Source organism: Pseudomonas sp. Irchel 3H7, assembly GCF_900187605.1.
Lineage (GTDB): Bacteria > Pseudomonadota > Gammaproteobacteria > Pseudomonadales > Pseudomonadaceae > Aquipseudomonas.
In genome coordinates, this window is record NZ_FYEA01000013.1 from 74936 (window position 1) to 99214 (window position 24279).

The following is a 24279-nucleotide window of genomic DNA, read 5'->3' on the forward strand; positions in this document are numbered from 1 at the left end:
GGCTTGTTGATCATTGGCTGAAAATGTTCAGAGAGTGACGGCCGCTTCGATCAGCAGGTCTTCGGGTTTGATTCGCGCTGCCGGATCGCCAACACGCCCCCAATACTTCCTCTTCGAGTTGTAAAGCACTGTGCCGCTTTCTCCAGACGTCGGAGCGATGTGGGTGACATAAACGACTGCCGCCAGTTCGTTCCGTTGCTGATGTGCAGTGATCTCGGCCAGAAGCGCCTCGACGCTGGCATGACTGCGGGCGTCTATGACGTAAAGCTGAAACACTTCAAACAGCAGGGAAACCTCATAAATGTTGCCGGATGAAGTTGCTACGCTGATGAACTCCACCGGCACGTCGTCTTCGATATCGGGCAATTCAATTGTGACGCTGGCGACTCGCAAGCGGTTGGCGTTCAACTGAATGTCGTTGCGTGACACGGTTTCTTTCAGCGTATGGCTGAAAAGATTCCAGGTAGACGCATTGCTTGTTTTTGCCGTTGCGCCGGGAGTGGAGAGGCGAATGATCGAGTTGCTCGCAAGGTGGATGTCGTAAGTGGCACCTTTTCCTTCGAGCAGATAAATGCCGGTATGAGGCCTGGCGTCGATCACAACGGTGCTGTTATACGCCGGAAGCGGAGTCTTCTCGCCGGGTTGTGGTCGGGTAAACAGATATCTGCCATTGCGCTTTATCAGGCAACTGCGGGTGCGACGTACCCTGCGGCCGGGATTTTTTACATCGTCTTCGTAGTCCAGGTCGGGCACTTGAAGTCGGTATGAAACTTCATCCTGCAGGATCAGGGCGATGTTTTGTGCAAGGTGTGCAGTGGTGACTTTCAGGCTGTTTCTCCCGCCGTACCCCGTAGCGGCAGCGATTGGCTGGATCACCCCTTTGAATGCCACGACTTTTTCCGGCAGCCGGATTGAAAGATCGATATCTTTATAAATCAGGTAGGTGTAACCCGAAACGCCTTTGCGCACTTCGACCTCATAGCTGACGACGACGTCGACAATTTCCGAATCCGTGAAATCCAGGTAAACGTTTCTGGAGGTTTCAGGTGTATTGCGCTTGGCCACAAACTCGACATTGCGCTCAGTGCGTGACACGAAATGCCGCTTCAACCCTTCTGCGGCAATGATGACGGTGCCGTCGTTGACGATTTGGGGGGGCAGGGCGGCCTGACCACTGACGGTTATTGCCATCTCGATGCGTTGATTCACCGTGTCGTCCGGTTGCGCTGGCAGCAGCGCCATCAGCTCATAACCGTCCTCCGTCATGAATCGCCACTGGCCGTTCCTCAGGTGGCGTTTGTTCTCGATCCATTGGTAGACATTTTCGATGGTCAGGACATGTTCGGGATCTTTGCCATCTTCGTCGCGCAAGGAGCGCACGATCAACGAGGTGCCGACGATCTCCCATTGCTGAATGACCTCCATTGGCCAACCGAACTCGACCAGGCTCGACTGCTCGCCATCCTCGACAATCGTCGTCCGTGCATTGGTGTTGGCAATGTAGTACCGATCTGTGCCGGCCCCGCCCTCAACCCGGCAGTCAGTTCCGTAGATGGCAATGGTGTCGTCACCGGCGCCGGTGCTGATGCGGTCGTAACCGTTGGCGACAATCCGGTTGGCCTCATCAGTCCCGATGACCCGGCTCGTCCCCTTGTGCAATGTCGAGACGTTTTCAAACGAGGTGAGGTGTGCGACTTCCACCGCATCAGCAGCGAGATCAATTCCTCGCAAAGCCACTCGGCCCGTTTGCAGATTGATGTCGTGGCCAATGTGACGAGTATCAGAACGCGGGCGAATGCCTTCAAAGGCCAGGGTGTCTGAGCCGCCGCCACCATCCAGCACATTGAGATGAGCCGGTGGGGTAGCAAGATTCAAAGCCTGTTCGTTGATCTCCTGATGAAACGCATCGTTCCTGTCACCCCCGGTCAGCGCTTTGTGTCCTTCGCGGTAGGTGAAGAGGTTGGTTTTCGCCCTGACGCCGACGACCCGGTCATTTCCATCCCCGAGGCGCCAGAGCACGCCTTTGTCATCGCCTGCACTGCCGCTGACCTTGCCTTTGAGATCAGCGGGCAAGCCATTACTGGCATCCACGATGTCGTCACCGCCGACGATGACCGCCTGACTGTCGAGTTTGAACGGCTTCTCGCCGGTGCTTTCATTCCATTGATAGCGCCAGAGTTCAACCGGCTTCAATTCGACGCTGAAAATGCCATTCACTACGTGCTCGATGGCGTTTTTGTAGGCGCCTTCAAGCAGGTCCTTAGCCGACAGTTCCAGCTGCTTCTCGTGATCAATAAAGCCTTTGGAAAGTTTGAAGCGATCCATGACTTGCGTGTCCAGGTCCTGGCGGGTGAAGGCGAACCAGCCAGAGCGCAAGCGTTCGTGGAAAGTCAGTTCAATGTAATCATCAATGTCATCCACCACCCTTGCGGCCTGGTAAATCACCGAGGCGGCGATGAGCAAACCGGCGGCGGCAAGGCCGAGCGGCCCGGCGGTACTGCCGAAGCCTGCCAGTGCAGCGATGCCCAGCACCAGGCTGATACCTGCGCCGGCGACGCTCAGGCCACCACTGACATAGTGATCCTGAGCTTCTTTACCTTGCGCTGCAGCGGCGGCGTTGAACGATTTGACCGCATCGATGATGTCGAACGGAAGGGTGATCACGCTGGCGAACAATCCGGCGCCCCGGCTCATGTATTTGCCTACCGAAGTCAGCGGGAAATACTTGAACGCGGTCGCGCCATTCGTGAGCATCGCCTCACCGGTCTTGGTCAGGCCTCGTTCGATGATCAATGAGCCAAATTCGGCAGCGATCGAACCTCCCTGGAAAATCGCTTCCAGCGCATCGCCTTGTCTGATCGCGTCGATCATTGCCCTGTAGCCGCTGTAGATGCCGAATGCCTGCATGCCTACGCCTGCGCCGCTCATCAGATAGCTTTTGTTTTTACTGATCCAGCCAGGGGCGTTTTCGAAAGAGTCGGCACGGTGGATATCCAGTTTCTGCGCGGCCTTGCCCAACTGATTCATGCGATCCATCGCGCTGCCTGGAGCCTGCGGTGTATCGCTGATGAACAGAGGAGGGGCGTCTACCGAACGCATCAAGGCGATCTCGAAGAACAGCATGGCCGGGGTGTCGCTGTCCGGGGTATGCGCCGAACGCAGTCGGTCCTTGACTCTGGTCTCCTCGAAATTGAGCCCGTCGAGAAATGTTTGATCCGGTGTTTGCATGCCTGCGTTCGCAGGGCTGATGGGCTGGCCATGGACCGTCGCGCCCAATGCCTGAAGTTCGACGCGGCTGGTCAGTATTTCGCCGAAACGTAGCCGCCCGAAATGTTTGTCGAGGGATTTGAGCGTGCGTCGATAGGGGGCGTCAGCGTCGTCTGACGGCGTGACGTCGTGGAGCGTGCTCGCCAGCGGTGTATGAGGATTGGCCGAAACGTTGAGAGGCACGACCTGAACGGGGCTGACGTTGGCAATCTGCATAGGTGGGGAGATGATTTTTGACATGTCATTAATCCTTTAATGTAAAGCCCATGGATCCGGTGTCCTTACCGGCGTATCACTGGCCTTGAGTTGGTGGTTTGTCCGTTTCGGGCCAAGTGATGTCGTAGGCGAATTCGTTGCCGTTGCCGGACAGTCTGAGCACGGGCTTGCCTGCGGCCTCGACCTGGTCGATCAGCAGGTCGTATTCGAATTTGTTGGCGTGCCCGGCATGGGTGGCGGCCTCGATCCGTTCAGCGCGATCTCCGGCCTGGTACCTGATGTCGTCGACTTTCACCCCTTTGGTCAGGGCGGTGTTCAATAGCCAGACGCGGTCGGCATTCAGCCCGCTTCGGGTGACCGAAATCAGCCCTTCGAAATCATCGGAGGGAAACCAGGTCGTGGAGGTATCGCGGGCCGCTGAGTTGAAGCGAATGTTTTCTTCATGGGGGACCACCTCAAGACGGCGGGTGTCGAGCGCATACAGAAACATGACTGTCTGGCGCGTACGTGTGGACTCGTAGTGACGATCGTGATCCCACGGGATCGGGCTTGTGGCTTCGGACCACTCGGAAGACGAGGTACTTGGCGTGTCACTGGCATCGCTGTCTGTGGCCTGGCCGTCAACGTCCCCTCCCGGGTGCTTGTTGGTCTGGCTGTTGAAGCGCAAGTACTCGGGGTCGGGTGCCCGGGCATACACCTGACCTTCATTCAGGCTGAAGGTGGCGCTCATCGGTTTGTGAGTCGTCGCGCCGGGTTCGTGGTGGTAGCGCGGGAGCATCGCCTCGTCATTGGCGAGTTCGAAAGGCGTACGATCATCGCCGCGGAACAGGGCCGGCACGTCCGTGCGGTACAGGCAATTGTTCTGGTTGCGCTGATAACCGAGTTTATTCAGCAGTGCTTCGAGCACTTCAGGGGTCATGCTGGCTTTGGGGTTGTACCAGTCATGTTGAGCACCGCGTTTGAGATTGAGTTCTTCGCTCGCGTCCCGACTCAGTTGCTCCAGACGCTGCGGGTTATCGAGGTTCTCTGTCAGGTGCTTGTGTTTCTGAGCCCATTGCGGGATGGCCAGTTCGCTGAGCAGGTCATCTCGCAAGCGCGTCAATTGACTCGGCAGCAAGTTGTAGGACTGCAGTAGGGTTTCGCGCTGCTGGAGATTCATGTCGGGATGTAGCCAGCGCAGGGAGTCGCCCAGCAAATCGGTGAGCGGATTGTTCGTGGTCACGGATTCGACCCACTGTGGCGGTTTGCCAAGTGCCTGGGCGTCAGCTCGAAACCGCGCGATCTCCTGGCCATGAATGCCGTATGTCTGCCAGATCTCGTGATCGGTCCAGTGCTTTAACAGGGCGTGTTGTGCGCCGAATCCGGCGGCGGGTGGATCGACTTGAACCCAGTTGCCGAATTGATCCCTGAAGGCAAATTGTATGTCGGCGCTGTGGCGATCGAGAGACGGTTTGAGTTCGTAATAGCCCTGAGGGTCCGGTGAGCGCGGTGTTGCCGCGTAATGGCTTTGGTTGAGATAGGCGGGGGCGGGGCGCGGTCGCTTGGCGACGGGAGCAAGACCGGAGTGCTCGGCCGTTGGCAGGGCGGGGCGCTTTGTCGATAGCGCGGGCTCTGAGGGGCGTTCTGTCAGGCGCCAGGTCGCCTGGCCTTCGTTTTTGTAAAGCCGCGGGCCGGACGGCACGCGTTCGAACAGCGACTTGCTTCGATAGTGGCCCGCTTCATCAAGGCCGACGTGGGTGGTTTGCAGGCCACCTGCATATTCGACGTCGACAAACTGGCGATTGACGATCCAGCGGAAACCGTTGTCGTCAGCCGGTCGCATGCCTACCAGAAATTCATCGGAAAGCCAGTAGCTTTCCACCGAACCGTCATTCGCGAGATGGGCCGGATTTTGCGTCGGCATGGCATGAATGACCACGGAGGGGGGAGTGATGCTCTGCGAAGTTGAATGCGTGCCGGTGGGGCGAGCGGGATCCGATGGGTGCGCAAAACCCGGCAATCGGTAGGCTGGCGGAACGCCCGGAGCAACGTGCTGATGGTGTAGGGAGACCGGATCAGGTTGTTGCGAGGAAGACAGGGGCGGTTTGCGGGGAATCTTCGGACTCATGGAATGCTCGAAATAATATTAAAGAGTTTAAAAGCCTGATGTAAGTGGTGAAATTTTTGTAACAGCAATGCGGCCCGTCGAATTGAAGTTGAAGGGGTGAGTTTGACGGGTTTTAATGTTTGTGAATTTAATCTAGCGCATTTTCGGCGTGGCGAAAGTTATTGTTGTTCTAATTCTTGTTGGAAGTGTAACTTTTGTTATAGCGTCTTTTAAATGTATGAAGTTGTCGGTTGGTCAGGCGGGAAGTTTTACCGGCTGCGAGAAAGTTTGAATGGGAGAAGTGCGCCGCTCATGTCGGAAGTTTCTTAAAAGAGCAGCGCGAAGGAAATAAGCCTTGTGTATTGCCTCGTTCAATAGGCGTAACGCAACAGCGTATGAGGCAGATGCCTGAGGACGAAAAAGCCAAACAGCGCCAACATGGCCGGCAAGATCAACCACCAGATCTTGTACGGCATGGGATTGAGTGCGGTTTTGCGTTGACTCAGCCACAGGGCGGCAGCGCAGACACAGGCGGCGAGCATAGCGCCGGCCAATACGTCGGTTGGCCAGTGAGCCCCCAGATAGACCCGCGACAGTGCGATGGAAAGAGCCGGAATACAGGCGATCAGCAACCAGGTCAGGCGCATGCGTGGCGGCTGGCCACGGCCGGCGAGTACTGCCAGGGTCAGAAACAGCGCGAACGAACCTGAGGCATGGCCACTGGGCATGCTGTAGGTGGTCAATGGATCGGTCAGCACTTCCGGGCGCACCCGGGCAAAGAAATATTTGGTTCCGGTGTTGGCCAGTGCGGTCACCAGGAGCGTGCCGCCGACGAAGATCGCCTGGCGCCATTGCCGGCACAGCAGCAACAGACCGGTCAGCAGGGCGCTGAACAACAGCATGTTGCGGAACTCGCCGACCAGGGTCAGCGTGACCGCAATTTCATCCAGCATTGGTTGGCGATGTTCCTGCACCAGCGTCATTACGCCTTGATCGAGCGCGGTCAGGTACGGGTAGCCGATGAACAGGCCAATCAGAATCAACAGGCTCATGCTGCTGATCCAGATCGTCGCGCGGCGGTGCCGGCGCAGGCTGCTGTTGACGCTGAGGCCGACCATCACGGCGATGCTGCCGGCGACAATTCCGGCTTCCAGCCAGAACCCTTCTGGCAATGGCAGGCGGAAGGCCGCGCCGGTGGCCCAGCCCGGCAGCAAATAGGCCAGACTCCAGCCGGCAGCCGCCAGCAGGCTGACAGCGGCGAAACGCGGGAAGGGCATGTCGCACATGCCGGCGACCATGGGCAGCATTGGCCGCAACGGCCCGATGAAGCGGCCGACCAATAGACTGGCGATGCCGTAGCGCTGGAAATACGACTCGGCACCGGCCATCCATTCCGGATGATGCCGTAGCCCCGGCAGGCGTCGAATGTTCTGGTGGAAATGGCGGCCGAGGAAGTACGAAACGGCATCGCCGAGAATCCCGCCGAGGAAACCCAGCAACAGCGTCTCGCTCAGCGAAAGAGCGCCGCTGCCGGCCAGTACGGCGACGGCAAACAGCAGCACGGTGCCCGGCACGATCAAACCGGCAATCGCCAGGCACTCCACAAAGGCAACAATGAACACCGCCACAGCCAGCCATTGTGGATTCGCCGCCAGCCACCCGGTAACGCTATCGAGCCATGGGCCCATACAGAAAAACTCCAATCGTTGATTAACCCTGTGGGGGTTACAGCAAGAAATAATCCCGGCCTTCGACCTGACCGCGTCGCAGCGGGTTCCGCGTGCACCATTGCGCATGGTTTGCGTCGACAAAGCGGTACATCAGGTGTTCGTCGCGGCCGCGGGGAATGCCCAGGCGGGTGGTTTGAATGATGTGCGAAGGTGCCGGCCCGGTGTCTTCTACCAGAAGGACTTCATGATCGAAACGCTTGGCGTCCCACACTGGCACTTTCAGTCCCAACGCTTTGCACAAGAGGGTTTGCCCGGCGCAGAGTTTTTGCGAAGGACGCGCACGTCCCTGTGCGTCGGGATTGTTCAGCAGCATTTGCGCCAGACTCGCCGGCCCGCTGACTTCATCGACCCACGGATAAGCGGATTTGATCAGTACCGCATTGCCCGGCCCCTGCGCGCTGAAGTTCAGCGAATCACCGCCTCGGGCGTAATACATATAGATGTGACCGCCATCCAGAAATAAAGCCTTACGTTTTTCTGTGTAGCCCAACGAGGCATGGCTGCCTTTTTCGGCACAGTAATAGGCTTCGGTTTCGATGATTCGCGCGCTCAGCCACAGATCGCCAACCCGGTGCCGGATGACTTTGCCGAGCAGGTCCTGCGCCAGCACTTGCGCATCTCGGTCGAAAAAGGCGTCGGGCAGCCCCAGCGGCAGGCGTTCGGCGCGGTTGCGAACGGTCAGATCGGACATGGCATTCAATTATTATCCAGGCTCAGGAGGTCGTGATGATAACAACGCGTGGCTTAATTGGGCCTGAACACCGGCGAATCCGCGTTCATTTCGACCATCCGCCCGTCACCGCTGTTAGTCCCGGGACGCGACAGCTATAATCTGCCGCTTTCCTCTTTGCCAAGACCCCAGCAGACCATGACTGAGTCCGTTCTTGACTACATGACCCGATTGGGTCGCGCCGCCCGTGAAGCCTCCCGGGTCATCGGCCGTGCCAGCACTGCGCAGAAAAACCGCGCCTTGCAGGCTGCTGCCAATGCCCTGGACGCCGCGCGTGCCGAGCTTGCCGCCGCCAATGAGCAGGATCTGGCTGCCGGCCGCGCCAATGGTCTGGAACCGGCATTGCTGGAGCGTCTGGAACTGACCCCGGCGCGTATCGATGGCATGATCGTCGGTCTGCGTCAGGTCGCTGCACTGCCGGACCCGGTTGGTGCGATCCGCGACATGAGCTTCCGTCCGTCGGGGATTCAGGTCGGCAAAATGCGTGTGCCGCTGGGCGTGATCGGGATCATCTACGAATCCCGGCCAAACGTGACCATCGATGCCGCGAGCCTGTGCCTGAAGTCCGGCAACGCGACCATCCTGCGCGGCGGCTCCGAGGCGATTCATTCCAACCGGGCGATTGCCGCGTGCATTCAACGCGGTCTGGCCGAGGCCGAATTGCCCGCCGCCGTGGTGCAAGTGGTCGAAACCACTGACCGTGCCGCTGTTGGCGCGATGATCACCATGCCCGAGTACGTCGATGTCATCGTACCGCGCGGTGGCCGTGGCCTGATCGAACGCATCAGTCGCGATGCCCGTGTGCCGGTGATCAAGCATCTGGACGGCATCTGCCACGTTTACGTCAGTGCCCATGCCGACTTGCCGAAAGCCCAACGCATTGCGTTCAATGCCAAGACTTATCGCTACGGTATTTGCGGTGCGATGGAGACGTTGCTGGTCGATCAAACTGTTGCCAAGGATTTCCTGCCGTCGATGGCCGCCCAGTTCCGCGAAAAAGGCGTCGAACTGCGTGGTTGCGAACGTACGCGGGCGATCATCGACGCCGTTGCCGCCAGCGAAGACGACTGGAGCACCGAGTATCTGGCGCCGATTCTGTCGATTCGCGTGGTCGACGGTCTGGACCAGGCCATTGAACACATCAACCATTACGGCTCCCATCACACCGACTCGATTGTCAGCGAAAACCTCGCCGACACTCGTCGGTTTGTCGCGGAAGTCGACTCGGCGTCGGTGATGATCAACACCCCGACCTGTTTCGCCGATGGATTTGAATACGGATTGGGTGCCGAGATCGGCATTTCTACTGATAAGCTGCACGCCCGCGGCCCGGTGGGCCTCGAAGGACTGACTTGCGAGAAGTACGTCGTGGTCGGTGATGGCCAGTTGCGCGGCCAGGCGACGGTCTGACTTGACCGACCTCGACCTGACAGCGCCGGCACCCGGCAGCGAGTCCCGCCCTCGGCGCATTGGCGTTCTGGGCGGCACGTTCGATCCGGTGCACATCGGTCATCTGCGCGGTGGGCTGGAAGTCGCCGAAGCGCTGGCGCTCGACGAGTTGCGCCTGATGCCGAACGCGCGCCCGCCCCATCGCGGTACGCCGCAGGTGTCGGCGCAGGATCGGCTGGCGATGGTCGAGTGTGCGGTGGCCGGAATGCCGCCGCTGGTGGTGGACGCCCGCGAATTGCAGCGGGACAAACCGTCCTGGACCATTGATACCCTGGAGTCGATGCGGGCTGAAATGCCCGCCGAGACCCAGGTTTTTCTGCTTTTGGGCTGGGACGCATTTTGCGGCCTGCCCACTTGGCATCGCTGGGAGGAGTTGCTCCAGCATTGCCACATCCTGGTGCTACAGCGCCCGGACGCCGACAGCGAACCGCCGGATGCCTTGCGCAACCTGCTGGCAGCGCGTTCGGTGAGCGACCCGCTGGCCCTGAAAGGGCCGAGCGGACAGATTGCATTCGTCTGGCAGACACCGCTCGCGGTTTCCGCCACCCAGATCCGTCAACTGCTGGCCAGCGGTAAGTCGGTACGTTTCCTGGTGCCCGACGCGGTCCTGGCCTACATCGATGCGCACGGTCTGTACCGTGCGTCGAACTGAGCAAGGCGTGCTTCACTGATACGAATCCACGTATCGCCAAGCCGCCGAATATATGAGCAAAACGAGTTTTATATGACTGACAACGAAAAGAAAGTTAAGCGCAAAGGTACATTCAAGAGCGCTCCGCTGCCTGAGCCGATCAACACCAATGAGCCACTGACTGGCGATCAGCTGGTCAAGCTTGCCGAAGCGGCACTGGAAGACGTCAAGGCGCAAGATATCCAGATCATTGATGTCCGCGACAAGCAGAGCATCACTGACTACATGATCATCGCTACCGGTACGTCCAACCGCCAGATCAACGCGATGCTCGACAAGGTTCGCGAAGAAGTCAAAAAGCAGGGCGCCAAGCCGCTGGGCGAAGAAGGCAAGGGCGACAGCGACTGGGTGCTGTTGGACCTGGACCTGGTGATCGTGCACATGATGACCGCCTCGGCACGTCAGTTCTACGACCTGGAGCGCCTGTGGGCCGGTGCCGAGCAAAGCCGTGCGGCCGACGCCAAGCACCACAGCCCGGAAAACACCCACGAGCACTTCACCAAGCTCAACAAAGACCAGCTGTAAGGGATTGCTGTGCGACTGCGCCTGATCGCCGTCGGTTCACGCATGCCCAAGTGGGTGGAAGAAGGCTGGCATGAATATGCCAAGCGTCTTCCGTCCGAGCTGGCGCTGGAACTGGTGGAAATACCGCTCAATACCCGTGGCAAGAATGCCGACGTGGCCCGTTTCATCCGCCAGGAAGGCGAAGCCATGCTGGCCAAGGTCGGGCCGAACGAGCGGATTGTCACGCTGGAAGTCCACGGCAAACCCTGGAGCACCGAGCAGCTGGCGGTCGAACTTGATCGCTGGCGGCTGGATTCGCGCACGGTCAATTTCATGGTTGGTGGCCCGGAAGGGCTGGCGCCGGAAGTCTGTGCCCGTGCCGATCAGCGTTGGTCGTTGTCGCCGCTGACGTTGCCGCACCCACTGGTGCGGATCCTGATCGGCGAACAGTTGTATCGTGCCTGGGCCGTGCTGTCCGGTCACCCTTACCACAAGTAATCCAGCCCTCATGTCTCAGCCGATCCGCATCAAGGACCACGAAAAGGACGCACGCCTGGTGCGTAGCCGCGTCGTGTTCGGGGCCATTGCGATCATGTTGCTGATCGGCGTGCTGATCGCGCGGCTGTATTACTTGCAGGTGATCCAGTACGAGTACCACTCGACGCTCTCGGAAAACAACCGCGTCCACGTGCAGCCGATTCCGCCGACCCGTGGGTTGATTTTCGACCGCAACGGCGTGGTGGTGGCGGACAACCGTCCGAGCTTCAGCCTGAGCATGACCCGCGAGCGCTCCGGCGACTGGCAGCAAGTGCTCGACGTTATCGTCGAAGTGCTGGAGCTGACGCCTGAAGACCGGGTTATCTTCGAAAAACGCATGCGTCAGGGGCGCCGGCCGTTCGAGCCGGTGCCGATCCTGTTCGAACTGAGCGAAGAGCAGATTGCCCGGATCGCGGTGAATCAGTTCCGCCTGCCGGGCGTGGAAGTGGTTGCACAATTGGTTCGTCACTATCCGCAGGGCGCGCATTTCGCGCATTCGGTGGGATACATGGGGCGGATCAACGAGAAAGAGCTGAAGAGCCTCGATCCGGTCAATTACAGCGGCACCCATCACATCGGCAAAACCGGCATCGAGCGTTTCTACGAGCCGGAATTGCACGGTCAGGTCGGTTACGAAGAAGTCGAGACCAACGCCCGTGGCCGCGTACTGCGAGTGCTCAAGCGCACCGATCCGATTCCCGGCAAGGACATCGTCCTGAGTCTGGACATCAAGTTGCAGGAAGCGGCCGAGGCAGCGTTGGGCGGGCGTCGTGGCGCGGTGGTTGCGCTGGATCCGAAGACCGGCGAGGTGCTGGCGATGGTCAGTCAGCCGAGCTTTGACCCGAACCTGTTCGTCACCGGCATCAGCTTCAAGGCCTACGCCGAGTTGCGTGATTCCATCGACCGGCCATTGTTCAACCGCGTGCTGCGCGGTCTGTATCCGCCGGGTTCGACGATCAAGCCTGCGGTGGCGATTGCCGGTCTTGATTCCGGTGTGGTGACGGCGTCCAGTCGAGTGTTCGACCCGGGCTACTACATGCTGCCCAACTACGATCACAAATACCGTAACTGGAACCGCACGGGCGACGGCTTTGTCGACCTCGACACGGCGATCATGCGGTCCAACGACACCTACTTCTATGACCTGGCGCACAAGCTCGGCATTGATCGGCTCTCGGCCTACATGAACAAGTTCGGCATCGGCCAGAAGGTCTCGCTGGACATGTTCGAAGAATCCCCCGGCCTGATGCCTTCCCGTGAATGGAAGCGGGCGACGCGCAAGCAGGCGTGGTTCCCCGGCGAAACCCTGATCCTCGGGATCGGCCAAGGCTACATGCAATCGACTCCGCTGCAACTCGCCCAGGCGACTGCGCTGGTCGCCAACAAAGGCATCTGGAATCGCCCGCACCTGGCCAAATCCCTCGAAGGGGTGAAGCCGGTGGACGAGAATCCGATGCCGGACATCGTCCTGCGTGATCCGTCAGACTGGGCCAAGGTCAACCACGGCATGCAGCAAGTGATGCACGGCGCTCGCGGTACCGCGCGCAAAGCGGCCATCGGCGCGCAATACCGTATCGCCGGCAAATCGGGTACGGCGCAGGTCGTCGCGATCAAGCAGGGCGAGAAGTACGACCGCTCCAAGGTTCAGGAGCGTCACCGCGACCACGCCTTGTTCGTCGGTTTCGCTCCGGCCGATGACCCGCGCATCGTCGTGTCGGTGATGGTCGAGAACGGTGAGTCCGGTTCCGGCGTTGCCGCACCCGTTGTGCGTCAGGTCATGGACGCCTGGCTGCTCGATCAGGACGGACGTTTGAAGGCCGAATACGCCAGCCCAATCAGTGCGGAGGCTACGGCCCGTGATGAATAACTTTGATCGCATGCTCTCCAGTGAGGATGTGATGCGTCGCCGCGCGACGCTGCTGCAAAGACTGCATATCGATGGCCCGTTGCTGATCCTGCTGCTGATCCTCGCCGCCGGCAGCCTGTTCGTGCTGTATTCGGCGAGCGGCAAGAGCTGGGACCTGCTGGCCAAACAGGCGACCTCGTTCGGCATCGGTCTGGTGTCGATGATCGTCATCGCCCAGTTCGAGCCGCGTTTCATGGCGCGCTGGGTGCCGCTTGGTTATGTGATCGGCGTGGTGCTGCTGTTGGTGGTGGACATCATGGGCCACAACGCCATGGGCGCCACACGCTGGATCAACATCCCCGGAGTGATCCGCTTCCAGCCCTCGGAGTTCATGAAAATCCTGATGCCGGCGACCATCGCCTGGTATCTGTCCAAACGCACGTTGCCGCCGCAACTCAAGCACGTCGGCATCAGTTTGATGCTGATCGGCGTGCCGTTCATCCTGATCGTCCGCCAGCCTGATCTCGGTACTTCGCTGCTGATTCTCGCGGGCGGTGCGTTCGTGCTGTTCATGGGCGGGCTGCGCTGGCGCTGGATTCTCAGCGTGCTGGCGGCGGCGATTCCAGTGTCGGTGGCGATGTGGTTTTTCATCATGCACGACTACCAGAAGCAGCGAATCCTGACCTTCCTCGACCCGGAAAGTGATCCGCTCGGCACGGGCTGGAACATCATTCAGTCGAAAGCCGCGATCGGTTCCGGCGGCGTGTTCGGCAAAGGCTGGCTACTCGGCACCCAGTCACACCTGGATTTTCTGCCGGAAAGCCACACCGACTTCATCATTGCCGTACTCGGCGAAGAGTTCGGCCTGGTGGGCATCTGTGCGCTGTTGCTGATCTATCTATTGCTGATCGGCCGAGGACTGGTGATCACCGCTCAGGCCCAGACGCTGTTCGGCAAATTGCTCGCCGGTGCGCTGACCATGACGTTTTTTGTTTACGTTTTCGTCAACATCGGTATGGTCAGTGGCCTGTTGCCGGTCGTAGGGGTGCCGTTGCCGTTCATTAGCTACGGAGGAACTTCGCTGGTGACGCTGCTGTCAGCGTTTGGGGTTTTGATGTCGATCCATACCCATCGCAAGTGGATCGCACAGGTTTGAATAAGGTGAAGAGTTCAATGCAAGTAATGCGTGGCTGGGCGACTCGATGCGCGCCGCTGGTTGGCCTGATGGGCCTGCTGGGCAGTGTGCAGGAAGCGCTGGCTGGCGAATACGAAGGCTCGCCTCAGGTGGCCGAGTTCGTCGGTGAAATGACCCGCGACTATGGTTTCGCCGGTGAGCAATTGATGGCGGTGTTCCGCGAGGCTCAGCGTAAACAGGCGATTCTCGACGCCATTTCCAGACCTGCCGAGCGCGTGAAGCAGTGGAAAGAATACCGCCCGATGTTCATCACCGACGCGCGTATCGCCCGTGGTGTGGATTTCTGGCGTCAGCATGAGGCCACGCTGGCCCGTGCCGAGCAGGAATACGGCGTACCGGCACAAGTCATCGTGTCGATCATCGGCGTTGAAACCTTTTTCGGACGTAATACCGGTAATTACCGGGTGATCGATGCCTTGTCGACGCTCGGTTTCGACTATCCTCCCCGTGCCGAATTTTTCCGCAAGGAACTGCGTGAGTTCCTGCTGCTGGCGCGTGAAGAACAGGTCGATCCATTGACCCTCAAAGGCTCGTACGCCGGGGCCATGGGCCTGCCGCAGTTCATGCCGAGCAGCTTTCGTGCGTATGCGGTGGATTTCGACGGTGACGGCCACATCAATATCTGGAACAACCCGGATGATGCGATTGGCAGCGTAGCGAGCTATTTCAAACGTCATGGCTGGGTTGCCGGTGAGCCGGTAGTCAGCCGTGCCGATGTGCGTGGCGAGCAGGTTGATGAAGGCCTGACCACCGGCATCGAACCGACGAAAACCGTTGGAGAGTTGCGGGTGCTGGGCTGGTCAAGTCATGATGCGCTGCGCGATGATATGCCGGTGACTGCATTTCGCCTCGAAGGCGACAACGGCCCTGAATACTGGATGGGCCTGAAGAATTTCTACGCGATCACGCGTTATAACCGCAGCGTGATGTACGCCATGGCCGTACATCAACTGTCTGAACAGCTGGTACAAGCACGGGGCGTCAAGTAATGCGGGCATTGCCTAACAATAAACCCCTGAAGCTGGTGGCATTCGCTGTGTTGGCGGTATTGGTCGCCAGTTGCACGACCAGCCGTTCCCCGACGCCGAAAACCTCCAATACCGCTGTGCGAGCGCAGCCGGGTCTGGATATCAACCGCGCGCACAAAGATGGCGCGCCGTGGTGGGACGTCGATGTTTCGCGCATTCCTGATGCCACACCAACCCTGCACACCGGTCCGTACAAGGCCAACCCGTACACCGTACTGGGCAAAACCTACTTCCCGTTGCAGGAATCCAAGACCTACGTCGCCTCCGGCACGGCGTCCTGGTATGGCACCAAGTTTCACGGCCAGAACACCGCCAATGGCGAGGTTTACGACCTGTACGGCATGAGTGCCGCGCACAAGACATTGCCACTGCCAAGTTACGTTCGGGTGACCAACCTGGACAACAACCGCACGGTGATCCTGCGCGTCAACGACCGTGGGCCGTTCTATTCCGATCGCATCATCGACTTGTCGTACGCCGCCGCGAAAAAACTCGGTTACGCCGAAACCGGTACTGCGCGCGTCAAGGTTGAAGGCATCGATCCGCAGCAATACTGGGCCGCCAAGGGCCGTCCGGCACCGTTGATGCTCAACGAGCCACAGGTCGCGCAGAACAGCGCTCCGGTGATCACGGCTTCGGCTGGCACCGTCGAGCAATGGACGCCACCGCCGCAGCAACATGCCTCCGACACCGTCCCCGTGCCGATGAGTGCAAAAAAAAACGCTTCTGCAACAGCAACTGGCCAGTATCTGCAGGTGGGCGCGTTCGCCAACCCGGACGCTGCAGAACTCCTGAGGTCGAAGCTCAGCGGGATGGTGAGCGCTCCGGTGTTCATCAGTTCGATCGTGCGCAATCAGCAGACCCTGCACAGGGTGCGACTGGGGCCGATCGGCTCGCCGGGTGAAATTGCCCAGGTGCAGAACAGCGTGCGCCTGGCCAACCTTGGTTCGCCAAGTGTGGTCACCGAGTAATACGTAGAACTTGATTGACGGTTCACTTGCAGTATTGGGGGGTGAACCAGGTTGTTGGCTCGTCGAAGAACAAAAGCCCGGCAAGGGTGACTGGAGTGAGCAACTGAACACGCGATGGCTCGTTAGAAAGTCATCTGATTAAATTTTGTCCGCAAGGACAGTTTCCATTAGCGATTTCGAGAGACGGATGAACATCACCACCTTTGCCAAACGCCTGTGTCTGCTAGTCCCGCTGCTCCTCTCGCCAGCCGCCTTCGCGGCCGAGATGATGCCGTCGCCACCGCAACTGGCCGCCAAAGCCTACGTCCTGATGGATGCCAGCAGCGGCAACGTGCTGGTCGAGAACAATGGCGACCAGCGTCTGCCACCGGCCAGCCTGACCAAGCTGATGACCGCGTACATCGCGACCCTGGAAATCCGTCGTGGCCAGATCGGTGAAAACGATCCGGTGACCGTCAGCGAAAACGCCTGGCGTACCGGCGGTTCGCGGATGTTCATCAAAGTCGGCTCGCAGGTCACTGTCAGCGACCTGCTGCACGGCATCATCATCCAGTCCGGCAACGACGCCAGCGTCGCGCTGTCCGAGCACATCGCCGGCAGCGAAGACGCGTTCGCCGACCTGATGAACAAGACAGTCGCTGATCTGGGCATGACCAATTCCCACTTCATGAACCCGACCGGTCTGCCAAACCCTGAGCACTACTCGTCGGCTCACGACATGGCGATCCTGGCCCGTGCGATCATCCACGAAGACCCGGCTCACTATGCGATCTACTCGCAGAAAGAGTTCTTCTGGAACGGCATCAAGCAGCCTAACCGCAACCTGCTGCTGTGGCGCGACAAGACCGTCGACGGTCTGAAAACCGGTCACACCGATGAAGCCGGCTACTGCATGGTGTCCTCGGCTGTACGTGACGGCCAGCGCCTGATCGCCGTGGTGTTCGGCACCAACAGCGAAGTGGCTCGCGCCGCTGAAACCCAGAAGCTGCTGACTTACGGCTTCCGCTTCTTCGAAACCCAGACCTTCTATCAGAAGGGCACCGAACTGGCTCAGGCCCCGGTGTGGAAAGGCACCACCAATCAAGTCAAGGCCGGCCTGGCTGAAGACCTGACCATGACCCTGCCAAAAGGCCAGCTGAAGAAGCTCGCTGCGAGCATGACCATGAACCCGCAACTGACCGCGCCAATCGCCAAGGGCGACGTGATCGGTAAAGTCGAAGTCAAACTGGAAGACAAGGTCGTGCACAGCGCCGACCTGATCGCTCTGGATGGCGTCGAGGAGGGTGGTATCTTCCGCCGCATGTGGGATAGCATCCGTCTATTCTTCTACGGCTTGTTCAACTGATTTGTGTTGACCTGCATGGCCCCGCCCCGATCCGGTGCGGGGCCATGTGCGTTACCACGGCTTGCGCTCTAGAGGCCGTTACGCCATGACCGATACCGAAGTAAAGGCGCCAAAGATCGAATTTCCCCAGGTTGATTATCCCGTTAAGGTGATCAGCGATACCGGCGTTGGCAACAAAGACAAGATCATCGACATCGTCAAGAAACACGCGACCATCAATGATGAACGCATCGACGAGCGTCAAAGCACCAACGGCAAATACACCACCATTCAGTTGCACATCGTCGCGACCGATCAGGATCAGCTGTACAACATCAACAGCGAACTGCGGGCGACCGGCTTCGTGCACATGGTGTTGTGATGCCGGGCACGCTGGGCTTTCGTGAGCTCGGCCAGATGGCTTACGAGCCGGTCTGGCATGCCATGCAACGTTTTACCAACGAACGCGGCAGCGATGCCGCCGACGAAATCTGGCTCGTCGAACACCCGCCGGTGTTCACTCAGGGCCAGGCCGGCAAGGCCGAACACCTGTTGCTACCGGGCGATATCCCGGTAGTGCAGGTCGATCGCGGCGGGCAGGTGACTTATCATGGTCCCGGCCAGTTGGTGGCCTACCTGCTGCTGGATGTACGCAAGCTGGGTTTCGGCGTGCGTGATCTGGTCAGCCGCATGGAGCTTTGCCTGATCGAACTGCTGGCCAGTTACGGGGTAACCGCAGCGGCCAAGCCAGACGCTCCCGGCGTGTACGTCGACGGGGCGAAAATCGCTTCTCTGGGTTTGCGGATTCGCCACGGTTGTTCCTTTCATGGCCTGGCCCTGAACGTGGATATGAACCTGGAACCGTTTCGACGGATTAATCCCTGCGGCTACGCCGGGCTGGCGATGACCCAGCTGAGCGACCACGCAGGATCGATTGAATTTGCCGAGGTAAGTGCCCGGCTGCGTGCGCAGCTCGTCAAACACCTCGACTATGCTGAGCAGACGACCCTGACGGGCGGAATCGACTGATATGACTACTGATGCAGTGCAAACCATGATCCCGACGCTCGACGTGACCGAGCGCCCGGCCCCGCGTCCCAAGGTAGAAGCCGGCGTCAAGCTGCGCGGCGCCGAGAAGGTTGCACGCATTCCGGTAAAGATCATTCCGACCACCGAGCTGCCGAAGAAACCTGACTGGATTCGTGTGCGCATCCCGGTTTCCCCGGAAGTCGACCGGATCAAGAGCCTGCTGCGCAAACACAAGCTGCACAGTGTTTGCGAAGAAGCGTCCTGCCCGAACCTCGGCGAGTGCTTCTCCGGCGGCACCGCGACCTTCATGATCATGGGTGACATCTGCACCCGTCGCTGCCCGTTCTGCGACGTTGGCCACGGTCGTCCGAAGCCACTGGACGTCAACGAGCCGGAAAGCCTGGCCATCGCCATCGCTGACCTTAAACTCAAGTACGTGGTGATCACCTCGGTTGACCGCGACGACCTGCGTGACGGCGGTGCCCAGCACTTTGCCGACTGCATCCGCGAAATCCGCAAACTGTCGCCGAACGTACAGCTGGAAACCCTGGTTCCAGACTACCGTGGTCGCATGGACGTCGCCCTGGAAATCACCGCCGCCGAGCCGCCGGATGTGTTCAACCACAACCTGGAAACCGTGCCACGTCTGTACAAGGCCGCGCGTCCAGGTTCGGATTACCAGTGGTCGCTGACCCTGCTGCAACGCTTCAAACAGATGATGCCGCACATTCCGACCAAATCCGGCCTGATGCTGGGTCTGGGCGAGACCGACGACGAAGTCATCGAAGTCATGAAACGCATGCGCGAACACGACATCGACATGCTGACCCTGGGCCAGTACCTGCAGCCGTCGCGCAGCCACTTGCCGGTGCAGCGTTTCGTGCACCCGGACACCTTCGCCTGGTTCGCCGAGGAAGGTTACAAGATGGGCTTCAAGAACGTTGCCTCGGGCCCGCTGGTACGATCTTCGTACCATGCCGACGAGCAAGCGAAGTTGGTCAAGGCTGAGCTGCTGGGTTCCTGATCCGGCGCTGAATGAAAAACTGCCCGCCGAGGTTTAACGCCCGGCGGGCATTTTTTTGCCCGTCTTACATTCGATGCTGATTTTTCCTGCAACCTGCGGCGTGGCCGACCCTCTTCTGTTTGCCGCCGTTCCTGACTACTGTGTGTGCATGACTCACAGGGAGATCCAAGGATGACCGTTCGACCGACCCATACTCTTTGCCCACACAGAGCCGTGCCTGCACTGCCCTCGGAAGGGTTGATCGGCGTGATTGCGCCGGCGGGCCCCGGAGCTCTGGACACCGAGAAAGCGCTGCAATGGATGCGCGCCCGTGGTTATGGGCTGAAGGTGTTTCCCGGTGTTTATGAAAAGGACGGCTATCTGGCCGGCAGTGACGATATACGCCTGCGTGACCTGCACGCAGCGTTCGCTGATCCCGAGGTCGATGCGATCATTTGCCTGCGCGGCGGTTACGGTACGCCGCGCTTGCTCGACCGCATCGACTATGACCTGCTGAGCCGCAACGCCAAGCCGTTCGTCGGCTACAGCGATATCACCGCGCTGCACCTGGCTATCAGTCGATACGCAGGATTTGTGACCTTTCACGGGCCACTGCTCAACGCCGACCTGTTGGGTGACAAGGAGCCGCCGACCGTTACTTCGTTCTTCGCCATGCTGCGTGGGCAATTGAAGGCGGGGAGTGTGTTCAGCCATCCGGTGGCGTATCCGTTGACCACTGTCGAGCCTGGTATCGCGCACGGCCGATTGCTCGGCGGTAATCTGGCGATGATCGCTGCGACGTTGGGTACGCCTTACGAAATCGATGTCGAGGGGGTAATTCTGCTGATCGAGGACATCAACGAGCCGCTGTATCGCATTGATCGCTTGCTGACCCAGATGCGCCTGGCCGGCAAGTTGGCGAAGTTGCGGGGGGTGTTGGTCGGGGACATTGCCGGCGTGGATGTCGCAGCGCTGAACCGCCTGCTCAAGCAGACGTTCGAGCTTTTACGAATTCCGGTGTTGTCGGGGTGGCGCAGCGGGCATTGCGATCCGAACCTGACGTTGCCAATGGGCGCGCTGGTGCGGCTGGATGCGGGGAAGCAGGAGTTGATGCTGGAGCAGGATGTCGTCACCCGATAGTGTGTGGGTGAAGCAAAAAGATCGCAGCCTTCGGCAGCTCTTACAGGGGATTGATATTTGCCCTGTAGGAGCTGCCGAAGGCTGCGATCTTTTGATTTTTACTTTATTGGTTGCGCAGGCTTTCCAGCAACTTGTGCGTCGGATACCCATCCGCTGGCCAGCCAAACGACTGCTGGGCACTGCGAATCGCTTTGCGCGTATTGGCGCCGATGATCCCGTCCGCTGTGCCGGCATCGTAATTGCGAGCGCTCAGCAATGTCTGCAATTCCATACGCTCGGTGCGGCTCAGCGGCAGGTCATCTTTCGGCCAACTGCCGTTGATCAAACCGCCACCGCTGAAACGCTCGGACAACAGGCTCACTGCCAGCGCGTACGACGAGGAGTTGTTGTACTTGAGGATCGCGCGGAAGTTGTCGAGGATCAGGAACGCCGGCCCACGATAACCAGCCGGCAGCAGCAGTGCGGCAGAAAGCTGTTCAGAACCTGCTGGCACCTGACCGCCATTCGGCAGAGTCACGCCCAACTGACGCCATTCGGCGACGCTCTTGCGAATCGCACCATCAGCCAGTGTGTAGTTGAAGCTGCTCGGCAACTGCACTTCAAACCCCCACGGCTGACCACGCTGCCAGCCGGAGCTTTGCAGGTAGTGCGCGGTCGATGCCAGTGCGTCAGCAGGGCTGCCCCAGATATCGCGGCGACCGTCACCGTCGAAGTCCACGGCATGAGTGTTGTAGGTGGTCGGAATGAACTGGGTCTGACCCATCGCGCCAGCCCAGGAACCGAGCATCTTCTCCGGCGTGATATCGCCTTGTTGCAGGATCTGCAGGGCGGCGATCAGCTGTGCATGAGCAAAGCCCGGGCGGCGGCCTTCGTAGGCGAGGGTGGCCAGCGAGTTGATCACCGACTTGCTGCCCTGAAACTGGCCGAAGTTGCTTTCCATGCCCCACACCGACACTAGCGCCTGGCGGTCGACGCCATATCGCTGTTCGATGCTTTGCAGAATATCGGCGTACTGACTGATCAGTGCCTGGCCTTTACGCACACGCAGTGGCGACAGGGCGCCGTCGAGGTATTCCCACACCGGGCGGGAGAACTCCGGCTGACTGCGATCGGCACGAATCACACTGGCGTCGAAGCTGACATTGGCAAACGCCTGATCAAACAGCTCGGCACGAATCCCGGCGGCCAGGGCATCTTTGCGAAAGCTCGCCTGCCATTCGGCAAAGGTCTGCGTTGGCTGCAGATCGAGAGGGTCGGCGGACGGCACTACCGGCGGGATGATCGCTGGGGCCGTGGCGACAGGAGCGGCTTGAAGAGGTTGCGCATCGGCTGCGGTCGGTTTTTCCGCACAAGCGACAAGCAGAATGAAGCTGGAGGCAGCGATCAGTTGGCGAACAGGCCAACGACGGGAAAGACTTAGGGGCATGCACAGTTCCAGGAAAACGAATCAGGTGCAGACCTTAACATGACCGGGGGGTACTGCGCTTTAAGCGGCCAGAAAGTAAGAAGCCTCCCAGCTGTCAGACTGGAAGGCTTCGCGGCGGTAGCTGCCTTTACCCTTGATTGGTCGTTCCTGGCGGCTGCGGAACAGGGGTTGGGCGACAATGGATTTGGCCTTGTTGGGGCCATGTTTCGATGGCTTTTTGCTCATGAGGGTTCTCTCGAGTGAGTGGGTTTTGCGGGGGAAATAATCTGCCGATGTTGGGCATCTGTCTATAGTGCAAATGCAGGCGTGCATTGTAGGAAACAAGATCAAAAGATTGCAGCGTGCCGCAGCTCCTACAGGGATTTGTGTAGGAGCTGCCGAAGGTTGCGATCTTTTGATCTTATTCGGCAGGCAGTGAAAGTCGCTGGCCAGCCATCAATAGAGCCAGACGACTCAAGCTCATCCACGGCGACCCGGCAGCTTGGCCCTTGATCTGCGCGTCAATACGCTGAGCCTCAAGCAACAACTGCGCCCAGCGTTGTGCCGAGTAGCGTTGCAGGGCTTTGCTCATCAACGGTTTGCGCTTGTCCCAGACCGGCGGTTTCGCCTGACTGAAGCACTTGTCCAGCGGCGTGCCCTGGCTGTACTGCAACGAGATATTGGCCAGCAGACGCAACTCCCGCGCCAGTGCCCAGAGAATCACCGGTGGCTCGACACCCTCACCACGCAAGCCTTCCAGCATGCGCAAGGCATGGGCCGGCTCGCCGTTGAGCACGGCGTCGGTCAAACCGAACACGTCAAAACGTGCACTGTCCGCCACAGCGGCCTGCACGGTTTCGACTGTGATCTGGCCACCCTCGGCCATCAATTTGAGCTTTTCGATTTCCTGCGCGGCAGCGAGCAAGTTGCCCTCGACACGTGCAGCAATCAATTCGACCGCGTCCTGGCTGGCCGACAATCCGGCCTGAGACAAGCGCTGACGAATCCAGTTCGGCAGCTGATTGGCATCCACCGGCCAGATCTGAATGAACTGGGTCTGTTGGCCTTCAACCAGCGCCTTGCCCCACTTGGTCTTCTGCGCGCTGCCATCGAGTTTGGGCAAGCTGATCAGCAGCACAGTGTCTTCAGCCGGACGCGAGCAATATTCGATGAGTGCGGCAGCGCCCTTGTCACCAGGCTTGCCCGAAGGCAGGCGCAGTTCCAGCAGACGCTTTTCTGCGAACAACGACATGCTGGCGCCGGCCTGCAACAACGTGCCCCAATCGAAATTGGCGTCGGCGGCAAAGACCTGGCGTTCGTCGAAACCTTGCTGGCGCGCAGCACTGCGGATGGCGTCGGCGGCTTCCTGACACAACAGCGGGTCATCGCCGCTGATGATGTAGACGGGGCCGAGAGCACCTTGCAGGTGTTTACCGAGTTGGGCGGGAGCGAGCTTCATAAGAAAGGTCGAACGGGGCGCCTGAGCGCCCCGAACGTCTTACTGCTGCGGTATTTCGAGCGGCGACTGACGCGGGGTTTCCGCTTCAGCCTTTTGCGCCGCTTGCAGTGCATCGGCTTCTGCCTTGGCGCGATCATTGGCCGCTTGCTGCAGTTGTTGCAGTTGGCCCGGCGTCAGTTGCTGCAGACGCAGCATCATGCGCTGAACCAGTTCGCGGCGGGTTTCGCGGCGGGCGTCGTTGGCTTCCTGATCGGAGCCCACGAGGTTGTTACCGTCGTGAATGAACACTTTCTGCACTTCCAGCTTGTCGCTCAGCAGTTGCAGGTTCTTGTCGCCACGGATCTCGTAGTTCAGGACTGTATTGACCTGATATTCGCCCGTACGGCCGGCACCGGCGTAGCTGAGGATGCGCTGGCTTTCCTGCTCGTCAGCCAGGAACAGCTTGTACGGAGCGCCGCTGTAAACCTTGACGCCGCTCGACTCCAGCACCTGACGCAGTTGCGTGACCGTCTCGCCGTAGGCGTTGCGGGCGCTCAAATCAAGTTCCTTGATTGACAGCTCGTTGGTGCCGGTGCCGCGCAGCTGGAAACCGCAGGCGCTCAAGAGAACGGCGAGGCCCATCACCAGCAGATTGCGTTTGATCATTGTGTTGCTCCCCTTGAAACCAGG

21 protein-coding genes are annotated in these 24279 nt (G+C 59.6%); 13 read left to right on the plus strand and 8 right to left on the minus strand.

All coding sequences use genetic code 11. From position 1 onward, the window contains the following. Positions 1-27 precede the first annotated feature (27 nt). The 4 genes from CKW38_RS23690 to CKW38_RS23705 form a co-directional block, all read right to left on the minus strand. The gene (locus tag CKW38_RS23690; protein ID WP_095114022.1) at positions 28-3507 is read right to left on the minus strand and encodes a calcium-binding protein; all 3480 of its coding nucleotides are present in this window, start codon (positions 3505-3507) and stop codon (positions 28-30) included. 52 nt (positions 3508-3559) lie between these two features. Beyond that, entirely contained in the window at positions 3560-5590 is a 2031-nt protein-coding gene (locus CKW38_RS23695; RefSeq protein ID WP_095114023.1) for a hypothetical protein, read from the minus strand. Between the two features lie 350 nt (positions 5591-5940). Next, complete coding sequence (locus tag CKW38_RS23700; RefSeq protein WP_007909586.1) at positions 5941-7257, minus strand: bifunctional DedA family/phosphatase PAP2 family protein; 1317 nt, start codon at positions 7255-7257, stop codon at positions 5941-5943. A 37-nt stretch (positions 7258-7294) separates the two neighbouring features. Beyond that, the gene (locus CKW38_RS23705; RefSeq protein ID WP_007909587.1) at positions 7295-7990 is read right to left on the minus strand and encodes a DNA-3-methyladenine glycosylase; all 696 of its coding nucleotides are present in this window, start codon (positions 7988-7990) and stop codon (positions 7295-7297) included. Between the two features lie 177 nt (positions 7991-8167). On the opposite strand from CKW38_RS23705, the gene CKW38_RS23710 reads away from it, so the two are divergent. From CKW38_RS23710 to CKW38_RS23770, 13 genes are all read left to right on the plus strand, one after another. After that, positions 8168-9439: a glutamate-5-semialdehyde dehydrogenase gene (locus tag CKW38_RS23710; RefSeq protein WP_095114093.1), complete on the plus strand. Its 1272-nt coding sequence runs from the start codon at positions 8168-8170 to the stop codon at positions 9437-9439. After that, complete coding sequence (gene nadD, locus CKW38_RS23715; RefSeq protein WP_007909589.1) at positions 9408-10130, plus strand: nicotinate-nucleotide adenylyltransferase; 723 nt, start codon at positions 9408-9410, stop codon at positions 10128-10130. The genes CKW38_RS23710 and nadD overlap by 32 nt, the downstream gene beginning before the upstream one ends. 72 nt (positions 10131-10202) lie before the next feature. Beyond that, positions 10203-10694, plus strand: coding sequence for a ribosome silencing factor (gene rsfS, locus CKW38_RS23720; RefSeq protein WP_007909591.1), 492 nt, complete (start codon positions 10203-10205; stop codon positions 10692-10694). A gap of 9 nt (positions 10695-10703) precedes the next feature. Beyond that, positions 10704-11171, plus strand: coding sequence for a 23S rRNA (pseudouridine(1915)-N(3))-methyltransferase RlmH (rlmH, locus tag CKW38_RS23725; protein WP_095114024.1), 468 nt, complete (start codon positions 10704-10706; stop codon positions 11169-11171). Between the two features lie 10 nt (positions 11172-11181). Continuing rightward, complete coding sequence (gene mrdA / locus CKW38_RS23730; protein WP_095114025.1) at positions 11182-13077, plus strand: penicillin-binding protein 2; 1896 nt, start codon at positions 11182-11184, stop codon at positions 13075-13077. A 31-nt stretch (positions 13078-13108) separates the two neighbouring features. Further along, positions 13109-14212, plus strand: a complete 1104-nt coding sequence (gene rodA, locus CKW38_RS23735) for a rod shape-determining protein RodA (RefSeq protein WP_042704880.1) — start codon at positions 13109-13111, stop codon at positions 14210-14212. A gap of 17 nt (positions 14213-14229) precedes the next feature. After that, positions 14230-15240 (plus strand): lytic murein transglycosylase B, encoded by a 1011-nt coding sequence (mltB, locus tag CKW38_RS23740; RefSeq protein WP_007909597.1) that lies wholly within the window; start codon positions 14230-14232, stop codon positions 15238-15240. Then, positions 15240-16250 (plus strand): septal ring lytic transglycosylase RlpA family protein, encoded by a 1011-nt coding sequence (locus CKW38_RS23745; protein ID WP_095114026.1) that lies wholly within the window; start codon positions 15240-15242, stop codon positions 16248-16250. The genes mltB and CKW38_RS23745 overlap by 1 nt, the downstream gene beginning before the upstream one ends. A 187-nt stretch (positions 16251-16437) precedes the next feature. After that, positions 16438-17595 carry a D-alanyl-D-alanine carboxypeptidase family protein gene (locus CKW38_RS23750; RefSeq protein WP_007909601.1) on the plus strand — a complete coding sequence of 386 codons (1158 nt, stop codon included), beginning with the start codon at positions 16438-16440 and terminating at the stop codon, positions 17593-17595. Between the two features lie 85 nt (positions 17596-17680). Next, on the plus strand, positions 17681-17956 hold the full coding sequence (locus tag CKW38_RS23755) for a DUF493 domain-containing protein (RefSeq protein WP_007909603.1): 276 nt from the start codon (positions 17681-17683) through the stop codon (positions 17954-17956). Further along, on the plus strand, positions 17956-18603 hold the full coding sequence (gene lipB, locus CKW38_RS23760; RefSeq protein ID WP_008087909.1) for a lipoyl(octanoyl) transferase LipB: 648 nt from the start codon (positions 17956-17958) through the stop codon (positions 18601-18603). The genes CKW38_RS23755 and lipB overlap by 1 nt, the downstream gene beginning before the upstream one ends. A gap of 25 nt (positions 18604-18628) precedes the next feature. Then, positions 18629-19627, plus strand: coding sequence for a lipoyl synthase (gene lipA / locus CKW38_RS23765; RefSeq protein WP_162130178.1), 999 nt, complete (start codon positions 18629-18631; stop codon positions 19625-19627). Positions 19628-19798: 171 nt separating this feature from the next. Beyond that, on the plus strand, positions 19799-20746 hold the full coding sequence (locus CKW38_RS23770; RefSeq protein ID WP_095114027.1) for an LD-carboxypeptidase: 948 nt from the start codon (positions 19799-19801) through the stop codon (positions 20744-20746). A 103-nt stretch (positions 20747-20849) separates the two neighbouring features. On the opposite strand, the gene CKW38_RS23775 is transcribed toward CKW38_RS23770, so the two are convergent. From CKW38_RS23775 to lptE, 4 genes are all read right to left on the minus strand, one after another. Beyond that, positions 20850-22172, minus strand: coding sequence for a lytic murein transglycosylase (locus CKW38_RS23775; protein WP_007909611.1), 1323 nt, complete (start codon positions 22170-22172; stop codon positions 20850-20852). A gap of 60 nt (positions 22173-22232) precedes the next feature. Then, the gene (arfA, locus tag CKW38_RS23780) at positions 22233-22397 is read right to left on the minus strand and encodes an alternative ribosome rescue factor ArfA (RefSeq protein WP_007909612.1); all 165 of its coding nucleotides are present in this window, start codon (positions 22395-22397) and stop codon (positions 22233-22235) included. A gap of 175 nt (positions 22398-22572) precedes the next feature. Continuing rightward, positions 22573-23610 (minus strand): DNA polymerase III subunit delta, encoded by a 1038-nt coding sequence (holA, locus tag CKW38_RS23785; protein WP_007909614.1) that lies wholly within the window; start codon positions 23608-23610, stop codon positions 22573-22575. 39 nt (positions 23611-23649) lie between these two features. Beyond that, positions 23650-24255, minus strand: a complete 606-nt coding sequence (lptE, locus tag CKW38_RS23790) for an LPS assembly lipoprotein LptE (RefSeq protein WP_007909616.1) — start codon at positions 24253-24255, stop codon at positions 23650-23652. Positions 24256-24279 lie beyond the last annotated feature (24 nt).

Excerpts from the sequence above, each read along its gene's own strand:
- CKW38_RS23695 (WP_095114023.1), bottom strand. The coding sequence starts at position 5,590 with ATGAGTCCGAAGATTCCCCGCAAACCGCCCCTGTCTTCCTCGCAACAA.
- rsfS (WP_007909591.1), top strand. The coding sequence starts at position 10,203 with ATGACTGACAACGAAAAGAAAGTTAAGCGCAAAGGTACATTCAAGAGC.
- nadD (WP_007909589.1), top strand. The coding sequence starts at position 9,408 with ATGGCCAGTTGCGCGGCCAGGCGACGGTCTGACTTGACCGACCTCGAC.
- CKW38_RS23690 (WP_095114022.1), bottom strand. The coding sequence starts at position 3,507 with ATGTCAAAAATCATCTCCCCACCTATGCAGATTGCCAACGTCAGCCCC.
- mltB (WP_007909597.1), top strand. The coding sequence starts at position 14,230 with ATGCAAGTAATGCGTGGCTGGGCGACTCGATGCGCGCCGCTGGTTGGC.
- rodA (WP_042704880.1), top strand. The coding sequence starts at position 13,109 with ATGCGTCGCCGCGCGACGCTGCTGCAAAGACTGCATATCGATGGCCCG.
- CKW38_RS23770 (WP_095114027.1), top strand. The coding sequence starts at position 19,799 with ATGACCGTTCGACCGACCCATACTCTTTGCCCACACAGAGCCGTGCCT.
- CKW38_RS23705 (WP_007909587.1), bottom strand. The coding sequence starts at position 7,990 with ATGTCCGATCTGACCGTTCGCAACCGCGCCGAACGCCTGCCGCTGGGG.
- CKW38_RS23700 (WP_007909586.1), bottom strand. The coding sequence starts at position 7,257 with ATGGGCCCATGGCTCGATAGCGTTACCGGGTGGCTGGCGGCGAATCCA.
- CKW38_RS23750 (WP_007909601.1), top strand. The coding sequence starts at position 16,438 with ATGAACATCACCACCTTTGCCAAACGCCTGTGTCTGCTAGTCCCGCTG.
- lipA (WP_162130178.1), top strand. The coding sequence starts at position 18,629 with ATGATCCCGACGCTCGACGTGACCGAGCGCCCGGCCCCGCGTCCCAAG.
- mrdA (WP_095114025.1), top strand. The coding sequence starts at position 11,182 with ATGTCTCAGCCGATCCGCATCAAGGACCACGAAAAGGACGCACGCCTG.
- holA (WP_007909614.1), bottom strand. The coding sequence starts at position 23,610 with ATGAAGCTCGCTCCCGCCCAACTCGGTAAACACCTGCAAGGTGCTCTC.
- arfA (WP_007909612.1), bottom strand. The coding sequence starts at position 22,397 with ATGAGCAAAAAGCCATCGAAACATGGCCCCAACAAGGCCAAATCCATT.
- CKW38_RS23745 (WP_095114026.1), top strand. The coding sequence starts at position 15,240 with ATGCGGGCATTGCCTAACAATAAACCCCTGAAGCTGGTGGCATTCGCT.
- CKW38_RS23755 (WP_007909603.1), top strand. The coding sequence starts at position 17,681 with ATGACCGATACCGAAGTAAAGGCGCCAAAGATCGAATTTCCCCAGGTT.
- CKW38_RS23775 (WP_007909611.1), bottom strand. The coding sequence starts at position 22,172 with ATGCCCCTAAGTCTTTCCCGTCGTTGGCCTGTTCGCCAACTGATCGCT.
- CKW38_RS23710 (WP_095114093.1), top strand. The coding sequence starts at position 8,168 with ATGACTGAGTCCGTTCTTGACTACATGACCCGATTGGGTCGCGCCGCC.
- lptE (WP_007909616.1), bottom strand. The coding sequence starts at position 24,255 with ATGATCAAACGCAATCTGCTGGTGATGGGCCTCGCCGTTCTCTTGAGC.
- lipB (WP_008087909.1), top strand. The coding sequence starts at position 17,956 with ATGCCGGGCACGCTGGGCTTTCGTGAGCTCGGCCAGATGGCTTACGAG.